General features: G+C 41.6%; 12 protein-coding genes. 11 read left to right on the forward strand and 1 reads right to left on the reverse strand.

The genetic code is table 11. The features are described from left to right. The first annotated feature begins 190 nt into the window (after positions 1-190). From I2D56_RS06420 to glmS, 4 genes are all read left to right on the forward strand, one after another. Positions 191-1,117 (forward strand): helix-turn-helix domain-containing protein, encoded by a 927-nt coding sequence (locus I2D56_RS06420; protein ID WP_229050198.1) that lies wholly within the window; start codon positions 191-193, stop codon positions 1,115-1,117. Positions 1,118-1,475: 358 nt separating this feature from the next. Continuing rightward, complete coding sequence (locus I2D56_RS06425; RefSeq protein ID WP_123159789.1) at positions 1,476-2,405, forward strand: ABC transporter ATP-binding protein; 930 nt, start codon at positions 1,476-1,478, stop codon at positions 2,403-2,405. Beyond that, positions 2,398-3,276 carry an ABC transporter permease gene (locus tag I2D56_RS06430; RefSeq protein WP_117744927.1) on the forward strand — a complete coding sequence of 293 codons (879 nt, stop codon included), beginning with the start codon at positions 2,398-2,400 and terminating at the stop codon, positions 3,274-3,276. Before I2D56_RS06425 ends, I2D56_RS06430 begins: the two co-directional genes overlap by 8 nt. 326 nt (positions 3,277-3,602) lie before the next feature. Continuing rightward, entirely contained in the window at positions 3,603-5,411 is a 1,809-nt protein-coding gene (glmS, locus tag I2D56_RS06435; RefSeq protein ID WP_195348217.1) for a glutamine--fructose-6-phosphate transaminase (isomerizing), read from the forward strand. A 264-nt stretch (positions 5,412-5,675) separates the two neighbouring features. Here the strand turns inward: glmS and I2D56_RS06440 are convergent, their stop codons facing one another. Further along, positions 5,676-6,497 carry a Cof-type HAD-IIB family hydrolase gene (locus I2D56_RS06440; protein ID WP_195348218.1) on the reverse strand — a complete coding sequence of 274 codons (822 nt, stop codon included), beginning with the start codon at positions 6,495-6,497 and terminating at the stop codon, positions 5,676-5,678. Positions 6,498-6,820: 323 nt separating this feature from the next. Between I2D56_RS06440 and I2D56_RS06445 the strand changes: the two genes are divergently transcribed. The 7 genes from I2D56_RS06445 to I2D56_RS06475 all read left to right on the forward strand — a co-directional run bounded on the left by I2D56_RS06445 (position 6,821) and on the right by I2D56_RS06475 (position 12,285). After that, positions 6,821-7,822, forward strand: coding sequence for a uroporphyrinogen decarboxylase family protein (locus tag I2D56_RS06445; protein WP_195348219.1), 1,002 nt, complete (start codon positions 6,821-6,823; stop codon positions 7,820-7,822). Positions 7,823-7,839: 17 nt separating this feature from the next. Beyond that, entirely contained in the window at positions 7,840-8,040 is a 201-nt protein-coding gene (locus I2D56_RS06450; RefSeq protein WP_154858917.1) for a hypothetical protein, read from the forward strand. 104 nt (positions 8,041-8,144) lie between these two features. After that, a complete protein-coding gene (locus I2D56_RS06455) occupies positions 8,145-9,146 on the forward strand; it encodes a uroporphyrinogen decarboxylase family protein (protein ID WP_195348220.1) in 1,002 nt (333 codons plus the stop codon). Between the two features lie 27 nt (positions 9,147-9,173). After that, on the forward strand, positions 9,174-10,052 hold the full coding sequence (locus tag I2D56_RS06460) for a transporter substrate-binding domain-containing protein (protein WP_195348221.1): 879 nt from the start codon (positions 9,174-9,176) through the stop codon (positions 10,050-10,052). Between the two features lie 66 nt (positions 10,053-10,118). Further along, on the forward strand, positions 10,119-10,811 hold the full coding sequence (locus I2D56_RS06465) for an amino acid ABC transporter permease (protein ID WP_006595038.1): 693 nt from the start codon (positions 10,119-10,121) through the stop codon (positions 10,809-10,811). 3 nt (positions 10,812-10,814) lie between these two features. Beyond that, on the forward strand, positions 10,815-11,501 hold the full coding sequence (locus I2D56_RS06470) for an amino acid ABC transporter permease (protein WP_006595037.1): 687 nt from the start codon (positions 10,815-10,817) through the stop codon (positions 11,499-11,501). A 19-nt stretch (positions 11,502-11,520) separates the two neighbouring features. Beyond that, complete coding sequence (locus I2D56_RS06475; RefSeq protein WP_006595036.1) at positions 11,521-12,285, forward strand: amino acid ABC transporter ATP-binding protein; 765 nt, start codon at positions 11,521-11,523, stop codon at positions 12,283-12,285. Positions 12,286-12,878 lie beyond the last annotated feature (593 nt).

A 12,878-nucleotide genomic window follows, 5' to 3' on the forward strand; every position in this document is an offset into this window, starting at 1 on the left:
AAGTATGATAGAATTCGTTCATTTCAGTAGTTGACTAATTAGTTTTATTTTCGGAAGTGCAGAACTCCATCAGATGCAGCTGTTTCTGATGGCATTCTTCATTTCCGATTTTTCATTTAGTACTGGAAAAAGTTAAAAAACGTTCAACTTTAATATGTGCTATAATAAAACCAGAAGAAAAGGAGCTTGTATGATGGATTTTAAAACAGAATTAGGGAAAAAAGTACAAACTCTACGTGAAAGTAAGGGATTAAGTAGACAAGCAATCTGTGGTATTGAGGACATATTAACGACACGCCAACTCCAGCGAATTGAAAAGGGTCAGTCTTTACCAACAATTGCAACAGCAAAGTATATTGCTGAGCAACTAGGTGTTTCCCTAGATACGCTAACGAATCAAACGAGTTTAGAATTGCCGGCAGAATATCTGAACCTCAAGTATCAATTACGGACTTTATACCATTATGGAGATCAAGATCGTCTTCATCGGCATGAAGAAATTATTGAGGACATTTATGAAAATTATTTTGATCACCTGCCAGAGGAAGAAAAACTGTCTGTCCAGGTCGCCCAAGCTACGGTTGATATGATTGGATCTAAAAATCCTTCTTTTGATCAAGGTTTATTAGATGAGTATCTAGGGCAAGCCATGAAGAAAAAAGAGTTAAGTCCTAACGATGTGGAAATAATTAAATTGCGCTTGCTTTCTTTGGCTTTGGGGGTCTTTGATCAAGAAGAATTTATACACTTAGTGGAGAAGATTATACTTGCGATAGATTATTACCCCTTATCAGAGTTGGAAATGCTACAAAATACGCTCATCTCAGCTGCAGGCGTGTTAGCCCATTATGGGATATACGACAGGTTGCCAGACATTGTTAAAGCCTTAAATGATATTATGACAAAGAGACATGATTTTCAGGATAATATTTTTGTTTATGCTTTAAATTGGAAAGTTGCTTTATTTATAGAAGATGATCTAGAAAAAGCAAAAAATGATTATCAAAAAGTATGCTTGATGGCAGACTTATTATCTGAGAATTTAGTGAAGAAAAACATGCAAGAAGAATGGAAAGAGGACCTTGAGAAAAAGGGTCTAAACTACACTGAGGTATAGAGAAGTATTTATCCTTTCGTCTGTTGTTCTTGAAAAATATAAAATGAACATTGAGAGAGTGGGACAGAAATCGGTAATTGGTGAGAATTCGATTTCGTTGTCCCACCTCCGCACAGTTGAGTAGGGCTGTAAAAGCTGATGAAATCAGCGTAGTAGAGCTCACTCAACCACTGCGTCTTGCTCGACAATCCAAAGACAGTTGAGAGGCTGGGACTTTTGTCCCAGCCTCTTTTGTTGGTGAAAATAATGGTTAGACTTGGACATGAATGTCCTCACGTTAAATGATAGAAATTGGATATACTGAGAGTAGAAGAAAGGAAGGAAGAAGTTGCTTCAGGAAGGATGTTGGTGTCAGAAAATGGAAATTAGATTACACAATGTAAAGAAAAGCTATGGTTCCTTTGAGGCTTTGAAAGGAATTGATTTAGTTCTTGAGGAAGGAAAATTTTATGGACTTCTTGGACCGAATGGTGCAGGGAAAACAACACTCTTTAATTTGTTGATTAAAAATTTCAAGCCAAGTTCAGGAGAGATTCTTTGGGAAGTGGATGGAAAATCTTTGCCAACGAAAGATTTTTATCGACATATCGGTATTGTATTTCAAAGTAATCGTTTAGATGATAACTTAACGGTAGAGGAAAACTTAGTATCTCGTGGATCCTTGTACGGCTTATCAAAATCACAAGTACAAACGCGTATTACAGATTTGCAATCCTATTTGGATGTAGCTACTCTAAAAAAGAAAAAATATGGCAGTTTATCAGGAGGACAAAAACGAAAAGTAGATATTGCCCGAGCTTTATTGCCACAACCGTCTTTGCTGTTGTTAGATGAGCCAACAACTGGTTTAGATCCACAATCTCGTCATGATTTATGGGAAGCGATCCATCAGCTGAACAAAAAAGGTAATATGACTGTCGTTCTTATCACTCATTATTTGGAAGAGATGGCTGCTTGTGATATCTTAAATGTTTTAATCGAAGGTAATTTGTATTATTCAGGAGATATTGCTAATTTTATTAAACAGCATTCAACCACTAACTTGAATGTCACTTTAAAACCTGGTCAATCAGTAAAATCGTTATCTGTATCTAAATTTGTAAATAAGTGTCAAGTTCTCTCTGAGGCAGAAGTCGTATTTAAGGATGTCTCGGTTGAAGAGATGATGGAGATTATTTCAGAAAATCAAGGAAAATCAATTATTGAAACATTTAATGTGGAGTACTCCAATTTGGAAGCAGCTTATTTGAACTTACTAAAATCTAAAGGAGGAGAGGGGAATGCTTGAATTAATTTCTAGAAATCGGAAAGTCTATACACGAGATCGATTAGCTTTCTTGATGTCCTTCTTATCGGTCATCATCTTAATCTTGGTTTATCAAGTCTTTCTAGGACAAATTCAGATTGATGCCATCAAGGAGGCTTTGAATAGTGATACCGCCTCTACGGATACCATTCAGATGGTCAATTATTGGTTAATCTCAGGTTTAACAACTATTATTTCAATGACAAGTACTCTTGGTGCATTTGGCGTAATGGTTTCAGATAGAGAAAAGAAGTTGAGTGAGGACTTTAAAGTCAGTCCAGTATCTAACTTTAAGGTTGAATTAGCCTATGCAGTTTTTGCAATTCTATTTGGGATTATTATGACCATGTTCTCTTGTGTTTTTGCAATTGGTATTTTTAATGGTTTTAGTTCTCTTCTTGATTATTCAATGACTGATTACTTATCAATTTTGGGGGTTACCTCATTAGGAACGATCTTATCTGCGGCTATTATTCTTCCAATTTTGACTTTTATCCGAACTAGTTCAGCTTTTACAACTTTGAGTACAATAGTTGGAACCTTTATCGGCTTCATTTCTGGTGTTTATCTTTCAATTGGATCCGTAGGAGAAACCTTGCACCAGGTCATGACCTGGTTCCCTCTAACACAGGTGAATGCACTCTTAAAACAAGTTTTGATGAAAGATTCAATTGCTCAAGTATTTAATGACGCCCCATCTTCGGTCATTACGAACTACAAAGAATCTTATGGGATTATCTTGCAGAATGCGAGTGGTGAACATCTATCGAATCAGTTCATGTTTGCCTATATTTCTATTATCATAGTTGTTTTGCTGGGAGTTCATTTTATAATTAAAAAGGTAAAAAAATGAAGTGAAGCTCATGAAATTATTGGATAGGCATCTAGATTAGTTGAAATCAATTACTATCTTAAATGAAGCCAATCATCCTACCCTATCAACCGACATGTTGGTAGGTTTTTCTTAACCCTTTCTTAACTAGACCAATTTCTGGTATTTTTTAGGTTGACAAACAGGAAAAAGCATTGTATACTGACTCCGCTGATGATTTTTCTATCAAATCAGACTAGACCAATTTTATAAATTGGCTAAGAAAATAAGGGAACTCAAGTATGGATACCTATTTTCTTTCATTTTTATAGAAGGAGAAAGCACAGCTTGTCTGTGTCGTAAAAACTATGTGTGGAATTGTTGGTGTTGTTGGAAATACAAATGCAACGGATATTTTGATTCAAGGACTTGAAAAACTCGAATACCGTGGTTATGATTCGGCTGGAATTTTTGTTCTAGGTGGTGCTGAAAGCCATTTGGTGAAAGCAGTTGGTCGTATTGCAGAATTGTCTGCTAAAACTGCCGGTGTTGAGGGGACAACTGGTATCGGACATACTCGTTGGGCCACTCACGGAAAACCGACAGAAGACAATGCTCACCCACATCGCTCTGAGACAGGACGTTTTGTCTTGGTGCATAATGGGGTGATTGAAAACTATCTTGAAATCAAGGAAGAATACCTTGCAGGTCACCACTTCAAGGGACAAACAGATACAGAAATCGCTGTTCACTTGATTGGGAAATTTGCCGAAGAAGAGGGCTTGTCAGTACTTGAAGCCTTCAAAAAAGCTCTTCACATCATCCGCGGTTCTTATGCCTTTGCCTTGATTGACTCTGAAAATCCAGATGTCATCTATGTGGCAAAAAACAAATCACCACTCTTGATTGGTCTTGGAGATGGTTACAATATGGTCTGCTCTGATGCCATGGCTATGATTCGTGAAACCAACCAATACATGGAAATCCATGACCAAGAGTTGGTTATCGTTAAGGCTGATAGTGTTGAAGTGCAAGACTATAATGGCAACAGCCGTGAACGTGCTAGCTATACTGCTGAACTTGACTTGTCAGATATCGGTAAGGGTACCTACCCTTACTACATGCTCAAGGAAATCGATGAGCAACCAACGGTGATGCGTAAGTTGATCCAAGCCTATACTGATGAGGCTGGTCAAGTAGTCGTAGATCCAGCTATCATCAAGGCTGTTCAAGAGGCAGACCGTATCTACATCCTTGCAGCTGGAACATCTTACCACGCAGGATTTGCTTCTAAGAAGATGTTGGAAGAATTGACAGATACGCCAGTTGAATTGGGAATTTCATCTGAGTGGGGCTACGGTATGCCACTTCTTAGCAAGAAACCACTTTTCATCTTCATCAGTCAGTCTGGTGAAACAGCTGATAGCCGTCAGGTTTTAGTCAAGGCCAATGAAATGGGGATCCCAAGCTTGACTGTTACAAATGTTCCGGGATCCACTCTTTCTCGTGAAGCTAACTATACTATGCTTCTTCATGCAGGTCCTGAAATTGCCGTAGCATCAACCAAGGCCTATACAGCACAAATCGCAGCCCTTGCCTTCCTTGCAAAAGCAGTTGGTGAAGCAAATGGCAACGAAAAAGCGCAAGCCTTTGATCTGGTTCATGAGTTGTCTATCGTCGCTCAGTCTATCGAGTCAACTCTTTCAGAAAAAGAATTGATTGAGAGTAAGGTTCGTGAGCTTCTTGAAACAACACGCAACGCCTTTTACATCGGACGTGGTCAAGATTACTATGTAGCCATGGAAGCTAGTCTCAAACTCAAAGAGATTTCTTACATCCAATGTGAAGGCTTTGCGGCAGGAGAACTCAAGCACGGAACCATTGCTTTGATCGAGGATGGAACACCTGTTTTGGCCCTCTTGTCAGACCCAGTCCTTGCTAACCACACTCGTGGAAATATCCAAGAAGTTGCTGCCCGTGGTGCTAAGGTCCTTACCATCGCAGAAGAAAATGTTGCCAAAGATACAGACGATATCGTTCTTACGACCGTACACCCTTACCTCTCACCAATTTCAATGGTGGTACCGACCCAATTGATCGCTTACTTTGCAACCCTTCACCGTGGACTTGATGTAGACAAACCACGGAACCTTGCTAAATCCGTAACAGTAGAATAAAAAAAGAAGCTAGGATCCAGTCCTAGCTTCTTTTTTTATTAGAGGCTGGGTTACAAACAGTGAGTTAGAAAAGAGAAGGAAGAGTTATAAAGAGGCTGGGATAAAAGTCCTAGCCTCTCAATTGTCTTTGGATTGTCGAGCAAGACGCAGTGGTTGAGTGGGCTCTACTACGCTGATTTCATCAGCTTTTACAGCCTTACTCAACTGTGCGGAGGTGGGACGATGAAATCGAATTCTAACGAATGACCGATTTCTGTCCCACTCTCATTTGTTTGATGGCGGTAAGACATACTCTTGGATAGCTTGTGCTACGCCGTGTTCTTGGTTGCTGGTGGTGACAACTTGAGCTTCCTTCTGGACGGCTTCAGGAGCATTTCCCATGGCAACTCCAAGTCCAGCCAGACGAATCATGGGGAGGTCATTGAAGTGATCTCCGATGGTCATGACCTGTTCTAAGGGAATTTGATAGTAAGCCGCGAGTTCAAGGACAGCATCCTTTTTTGAGACGGATTTGGCAGTGACTTCTAGGTAGTTTTCCTTTGAAAGGTAAAAAGCAGTCTGCGGAAATTCTTGCGGATCCAGCTTCTGATAGAGTTCTTGAATATTCTGAGTCTCTCCAATCAAGAGCAATTTATGTAGATGGAGAGTATCATCAGAGAGGGTCTGAGAAAGTGATTGTATCTGGGGAGTTTCACCCGTAATAGCAGCCTCAACTTGGGTCCACTGGTCCTCTCTGGAGTTGAACCAGACTGCCCCGCTATAACAATTAATTGAAATGCTGGGATCTAGTTCGTCCACACGATGGAGGAAGGTGCGGATCTCATCTTTGTCCAGGCTGTGTTCAAATAGAATCTCTTCTTCCTTGACGATGAGAGCCCCATTGTAGCAAGCGATAGGTTCCTGATGGACGCCCAAACTTCTTGCGATAGGGGCAATCCCGATAGGAGAGCGAGCCGATGCCAAGATAAAAGGAATCTTTTTTTCTTGGAGCTGAGGGATGAGTTCGATGAGGTCGGGATCGACCTGATGCTGCGGGTCCAGAATGGTTCCGTCAATATCACTGACAATTAAACGAATGGAAGACATAGGCACCTCCTTTTTCTTTAGTATACCATATTTTAGGAGAATGAAAAGGAGGGGTATAGTTGTTTCTTATAACGGAGTCAAGTAATTTTCAAAGTAGGTCCCTTTCTTTAAAAATAAAATAATAGATCAGAATGCGCGCAAGGCTTTATTTTCAAGGGCTTGCGCTTTTTTTGATACCTGCCTCAATAAAGAAATTTTAAGGCCTTGATAGGGAAAATATATTAGTCAGCTACTTTCCGAGGTGATATCATGGTTACAAATTTCAGAAGGGAAGCGGTCAGTCAGTTTTCTTTTTGAAGAAGAGATTGAGGAGGTTTCACAGTATGAGTAAAAAAGAGTTGGTGCTTCGTGCCATTCGAAGTGAAGCAGTAGAGCGAATCCCTGTAGGATTTTGGCTCCATTATGTGACCCAAGAAGAAAAAGAATTGGGGTTAGACAATCCAGCCGTACTTGAAAAGAGTATCAAAGGACACCAACACTATGTTGAAGAAATATCACCTGATTTTGTCAAGATCATGAGCGATGGCTTCTTCCGCTATCCGAGTGCCCTTTATTCGAGAGAGATCACATCAATCCAAGAATTGAAGGACATTCAACCAATTGGAGAGCATCATCCTTGGATTGAACAGCAGATTAAAGTAGTCAAGGAGATTCGTTCCCATTTCCATGAGGAGATTGCTTCTTTCTACAATATCTTCTCGCCTATTTCTTATTTGAAACGCTGGTTCCGTACGGATAAATCCCGTGGAGACCAAGTGATTGCAGACTTTATCAAGGAAGATCCAGAAACTTTAGCTCATGTCCTTGACGTGATTGCAGGAGACATCGCTACTTTAAGTCGCCGCTTGATCCAAGAAGCAGGTGTTGAAGGGATTTACTTCTCAACTCAGCAGATCCAAGATGAGCGCGTGACAGATGAAGAATACCGCAAGATCATTGAACCGAGTAACATCGTTGTCCTAGAAGCGGCCAATGAAGCGGGTGGCATCAATATCCTTCATATCTGTGGCTTTGAAGGAGCTAGCAATGAAGTGGAACTCTTCAAGGATTATCCAGCTCAGGTTATCAACTGGGCGACCCATCATGAAGGCCTGAGCCTAGCAGCAGGGCGCAAACTCTTTGGTGATCGTGCCGTCTTGGGTGGCTTTGTCAATGGTAAGAAAGGCTTGCTTTACCAAGGGGAACGAGCAACTATCGAGCAAGAAACCCGCCGCTTGGTGGCAGAAGCTGGAAGTCGCGGTTTGATCCTTGGGGCAGATTGCACCGTGCCAGACGATTTCCAATTGGAACGCTTAGATTGGGTGCGCCAAGCAGCTGTATTGTAAGAAGAAAGGAGAGGGAGATGAAAAAGATCAATATTTGGTGTCTGATGCTGGTAGCTTTGTTCCTAGTTTTAGGACTCGTAAAAGTTGCTGCCGCTAGCAGTCAAGAGGAAAGCAAAAAGGATCCGGATGTGGAAAGACTGGAGAAAATTCCAGCCCATAGTATCTCCCTCATTCGCCCGTCTGATCTAGCGGGCGTCCTGCTCCTAGAAGATCAGTGATAAAAAAAGATGAAGGGCTTGATAAAAAATATATATTAGTCAAATAAAAGTCCAAGTGTTAAGATAACTAGCAAGAAAAGAACAGAACAGAACGAGGTAAGAACATGTCCACAAAAAGAGAATTAGTCTTAAAAGCTTTCAGAGGGGAAGCGGTTGACCGTGTGCCAGTTGGATTTTGGCATCATTTTACAAGAGAAGATGAATGGTTAAAAGGATTTTCTAATCCAGAAATTATCGAAAAAAACCTCAATGGCCATAAAAACTTCCTTCACAAGGTCAAACCAGACTTTGTCAAACTCATGAGCGATGGCTACTTTGCTTATCCAAACCCAGCCATTCACAAAGGCCTTGAAAACATCTCGGATTTAGCAGGGATTGAACCGCTCGGAGCAGATCATCCATGGATCACAGAACAGGTAGAGCTTGTGAAAAAAATCCGGGCCGGTTTTGAAGAGGACATTGTAGCCATCTACAACATCTTTGCTCCAGTGACCTACTTCAAATGGTTGGTCGGAGAAGTGTCAGGTGGAGATGACTTGATCGCCAACTTTATCGATCAAGATGCAGCCACTCTTAAAAAAGTATTGGATACCATTGGCCAAGATATCGCAAGTTTAAGCCAACGAATCATTAAAGAAGCTGGAGCAGACGGGATCTACCTCAGTGTTCAAAGCATCCAAGATGCGCGTGTCAGTCAGGAAGTTTACAAACAAGTCATCGCGCCGAGTGAACTCCATGTCTTAGAGGCAGCCAATGAAGCTGGTGGAGTAAACATTCTTCATATCTGTGGCTACGAAGGAGCTCGCAATGATATCCATCTCTTCACAGACTATCCAGCCCCAGTCATTAACTGGGCAGTCGGACCAGAAGGCATCAGCCTAGCAGAAGGACGCGAAATCTTCGGTGGACGCACGGTTCTCGGTGGTTTTGAAAATGGCAAAACTGGTCTTCTCTACACAGGAGACAAGGCTGCCATCCAAGCAGAAACCAAACGCATCATCGCAGAGACAGGAACGACAGGCTTGGTCATCGGTGCGGATTGTACCATTCCAAGTGACATTGATGAAGAACGAATCGAATGGGTTCGTGAAGCTGCAGCAGAATAAGGAAAATAGAAAGTGAGAAAAGAGAATATGAGTAAAAAAACATGGATTATTGGTGGGGTGGCCGTTCTTGCCCTTGCAGGTGCAACGATTATTGGTCGGAGCTTGAACCACGCAAACGAAAGTAAAGGATCAACAGGATCGAACAAGGTAACAACCTTGAAAGTGGCCCATACTCAAAACTACGTGCCGTATGATTTCGTCGATGAAAAAGGGGAATCAGATGGCTATGAAGTAGCTGTGCTCAAAGCTATTGACGAAAAACTACCAGACTACAAGTTTGAGTACACTGGAACCAGTGACGACGATCTCTTGATTGGTCTAGAATCTGGTAAATACGATATCGGAACCAAAGGAGCTTGGTATACCGAAGAGCGCGCCAAGAAATTTATCATTCCAAAAGAACCAATCGGAGCCAGTATCATTGGATTTACCGTACGGAAAGAAGATGCGGATAAATACAAGAACATCGATGATTTCGCTAAAGAAAAAGGAAAATTGGTTCCGATTTCACCACAAAATGCCCAATGGAATGTTATTAAAGAATACAATGAAAAGCATAAGGACCAACCAATCGAATTAACAGCTGCCGAATCTTTCAAAGTTGCAGATGCCTATGCTTGGGTTCTGGAAGGACGTTACGATGGCTTCTTTGACATTAAACTTTCCTTTGAAAAAGCTGTCACAGATAAAGATGGTTCTTACCACCAATATGCAGACAAACTTAGCTGGTTTGCCTACAAAGGAATTCCAACTTACCCATTGATTCATAAGGATAAGAAAAACGAAAAATTTGCGGAAGCCTACAGCAAGGCCATCAAAGAATTGGAAGAAGATGGGACGCTTGCTAAACTATCCGAAAAATATTTCGGTGAAGATGTCTTCAGTTATGTAGATAAAGAAAAATAAGATGAAACTGGGTGCGCATAGCCCCAGCTTCCTTATTTCTATACGGATACAGAAAGGAAAAGAAACATGGTCTCATACGACATTTCCAAGGTCTGGACTTTTCTCCCAACCTTGGTCCAAGCCCTACCAGCGACCCTAGCTTTGATGGTGTTAACGACGCTTCTAGGTTCGGCATTTGGCTTGGTTTTGACCTGGGCACAAGTATCAGAAGATAAGGTAGGAGCAGGTCTGGCCAAAGGCTATGTCTTTACCTTGCGTTGTACCCCTCCGATTGTCTTGCTCTTTTTGGTCTTTTATGGACTGCCCCAATTTTTGAACTGGTGGTTGGGCATTGACATTGACCACTGGTCCAAGTTTGTCTTTGTCCTGATTGCCATGTTTCTTCTCTTTGCGGCAATGATCTCCGAGGTCTTTAAGGCAGCCTATTTGGCCATTCCAAAAGGTCAGATGGAAGCGGGCTTGAGTATTGGTTTGACACCAGCTCAGACTATTTGGCGGATTGTCCTTCCACAAGCCTTTCGCGTGGCTCTTCCAAATATGACGACTGCCATCTTGAACCTCATGCGCGATGCGGCATTGGCTTATACCATTGGCTTTATCGATATCATGGGAGCAGGAAACAACTTGATCAGTCGCAATCTTGGAAATTATTCCCTCGAGACCTATACAGCCGTAGCAGTGATCTACTGGGCTATTGCCCTTGTGATTTCCTTCTCCGCTCAATTGCTTGAAAAACGACTCAGTGTAACAGAAAGGTAGCTTATGGATTTCAATTTTATTAGTAAAACGTTTCTAGCCACCTTGGGTGGTGTTCCAGTGACCCTTCTGATCATGGTCGTATCGATTCTCTTGAGTTTTTTTCCAGCCCTCTTTTTGGCACTCGGCCAGATCTATAAGGTCAAAGGGGTTCGCAGTTTCTCAGTGGTTTACTTAGCCTTTATCCGCGCGACACCTCCAATTCTCTTGATTCTCTTCTTTTATAGTCTCTTTCCCAGTCTCTTAAATAGCTTTTTTAAGAGCATAGGCAGTCACTTTAATGTCTTTGAGATCAATCCCATTTACTATGCCTTTATCATCTTTAGCTTGATGACGACAGGAAGTCTGGCTGAAATTTTACGGTCAGCCATTCTGACGGTGGATAAGGGCCAGCTAGAAGCAGCGCAAGCCATTGGCTTGACCAACCGCCAAGCCTATATCCGCATTGTTTTTCCACAAGCCTTGCGTGCGGCCCTGCCTAATCTGTGTAACCTGGTCATCAACTTGGTCAAAGGAACCTCCCTTGTCTTTGTCATGACCATCAAGGATATCACCGCCATTGCCAAGGTCGAAGCCTCTTATGGCTATCAATATTTTGAATCCTATTTAGTGATTTTTATTCTTTATATTGTCATTTGTGGGGTGATTCAGTGGGGATTCAACCTCTTAGAAAAACGCCTGACACTCGCATAGAAGAAGGAGAAATGAGAAGATGTTAGAAGTAGAACACGTATCGAAAAAATTTAAGGACCACCAAGTCTTGGTAGATGTTAATCTCAAGGTCAACCAAGGGGATGTCGTCGTTATTTTGGGTCCATCTGGATCAGGAAAAACAACCTTCCTTCGCTGCCTCAATCACTTGGAAAAGGCAGACACAGGCCGTTTGACTTTGGGTGGAAAAGAGTATGATCTCTCAAAGCTCAGCAAAAAAGAAATTCTAGAAATCCGCCAAAAGACAGCCTTTGTCTTCCAGCATTACAATCTCTTTGCTAATAAAACAGCGATTGAAAATATCTTAGAGGGCCTGATTGTGGCTCGGAAGATTCCAAAAGAAGAAGCCATCCAACGGGCAGAATCCGCCCTTGAAAAAGTCGGCCTCCTCGCTTATAAGGATTACTATCCTTCTCAATTGTCAGGTGGTCAGCAGCAACGGATCGGGATTGCGCGTGCCATCGCAGTGAAACCCGACGTGATCTTGCTGGATGAGCCAACTTCAGCGCTAGACCCAGAATTGGTCGGGGACGTCTTAGATGTCATGAAGCAATTGGCTCAAGAAGGCGTAACCATGGTTGTCGTAACCCATGAGATGGGCTTCGCGCGTGATGTGGCCAACCACGTCATCTTTATGGATGGCGGGCATATCATCGAAGAAAACGAACCCCATGAATTCTTCAATAGTCCAAAGGAAGAGCGAACCAAACAATTCCTATCACGGATTCTATCCGACGCTACCTACAGCGTCGAATACATGATTTAACAAGAGGAGAGTGGGACAGAAATCGGTCATTCGTTAGAATTCGATTTCGTCGTCCCACCTCCGCACAGCTTCAACAGTCTGGGAGACTGTTGAAGGTTGCAGATAAAGGAAACATAGTTTCCGTCAACATAGGGCATCTTTGAAGCTTGAAAAGCGAATAAAGACTTAGGATACTTGCTTCGCAAGTTCTATCCGCCACCTCAAAGCAGTGCTTTGAGCACTCAACCACTGCGTCTTGCTCGACAATCCAAAGACAATTGAGAGGCTAGAACTTTTGTCCCAGCCTCTTTTTGATTCTGGAAAAATTTTTTTAAAAAAAGTAAAAAATTATGTAAAAAGTGTTGACAAAAAAATCAGTCTGGATTATAATAATTTATGTAAACAAAAAGAGGTTGAGAAAATCTCAAGAGTTTACAGGATCAATAGTAGAAAGGAGATGGTGTGATGCTATTTCCAAAATATAGAAAACTAATTGATAAAAGAAGGAATTTAAGATCCTAGCCCTTGAGGCTATTCATTTAAAAGAGAAAATAAAATTATGTAAACAAACTTAAAGTAGCCAGTCTGGCTACCATTTTCAAGAACGAATTAAA

The organism is Streptococcus australis (assembly GCF_015553625.1).
In the GTDB taxonomy this organism is placed as follows: domain Bacteria; phylum Bacillota; class Bacilli; order Lactobacillales; family Streptococcaceae; genus Streptococcus; species Streptococcus australis_B.

Coding starts and splice junctions, on each gene's coding strand:
- I2D56_RS06420 (WP_229050198.1), top strand. CDS start 191: ATGATGGATTTTAAAACAGAATTAGGGAAAAAAGTACAAACTCTACGT.
- I2D56_RS06425 (WP_123159789.1), top strand. CDS start 1,476: ATGGAAATTAGATTACACAATGTAAAGAAAAGCTATGGTTCCTTTGAG.
- I2D56_RS06430 (WP_117744927.1), top strand. CDS start 2,398: ATGCTTGAATTAATTTCTAGAAATCGGAAAGTCTATACACGAGATCGA.
- glmS (WP_195348217.1), top strand. CDS start 3,603: ATGTGTGGAATTGTTGGTGTTGTTGGAAATACAAATGCAACGGATATT.
- I2D56_RS06440 (WP_195348218.1), bottom strand. CDS start 6,497: ATGTCTTCCATTCGTTTAATTGTCAGTGATATTGACGGAACCATTCTG.
- I2D56_RS06445 (WP_195348219.1), top strand. CDS start 6,821: ATGAGTAAAAAAGAGTTGGTGCTTCGTGCCATTCGAAGTGAAGCAGTA.
- I2D56_RS06450 (WP_154858917.1), top strand. CDS start 7,840: ATGAAAAAGATCAATATTTGGTGTCTGATGCTGGTAGCTTTGTTCCTA.
- I2D56_RS06455 (WP_195348220.1), top strand. CDS start 8,145: ATGTCCACAAAAAGAGAATTAGTCTTAAAAGCTTTCAGAGGGGAAGCG.
- I2D56_RS06460 (WP_195348221.1), top strand. CDS start 9,174: ATGAGTAAAAAAACATGGATTATTGGTGGGGTGGCCGTTCTTGCCCTT.
- I2D56_RS06465 (WP_006595038.1), top strand. CDS start 10,119: ATGGTCTCATACGACATTTCCAAGGTCTGGACTTTTCTCCCAACCTTG.
- I2D56_RS06470 (WP_006595037.1), top strand. CDS start 10,815: ATGGATTTCAATTTTATTAGTAAAACGTTTCTAGCCACCTTGGGTGGT.
- I2D56_RS06475 (WP_006595036.1), top strand. CDS start 11,521: ATGTTAGAAGTAGAACACGTATCGAAAAAATTTAAGGACCACCAAGTC.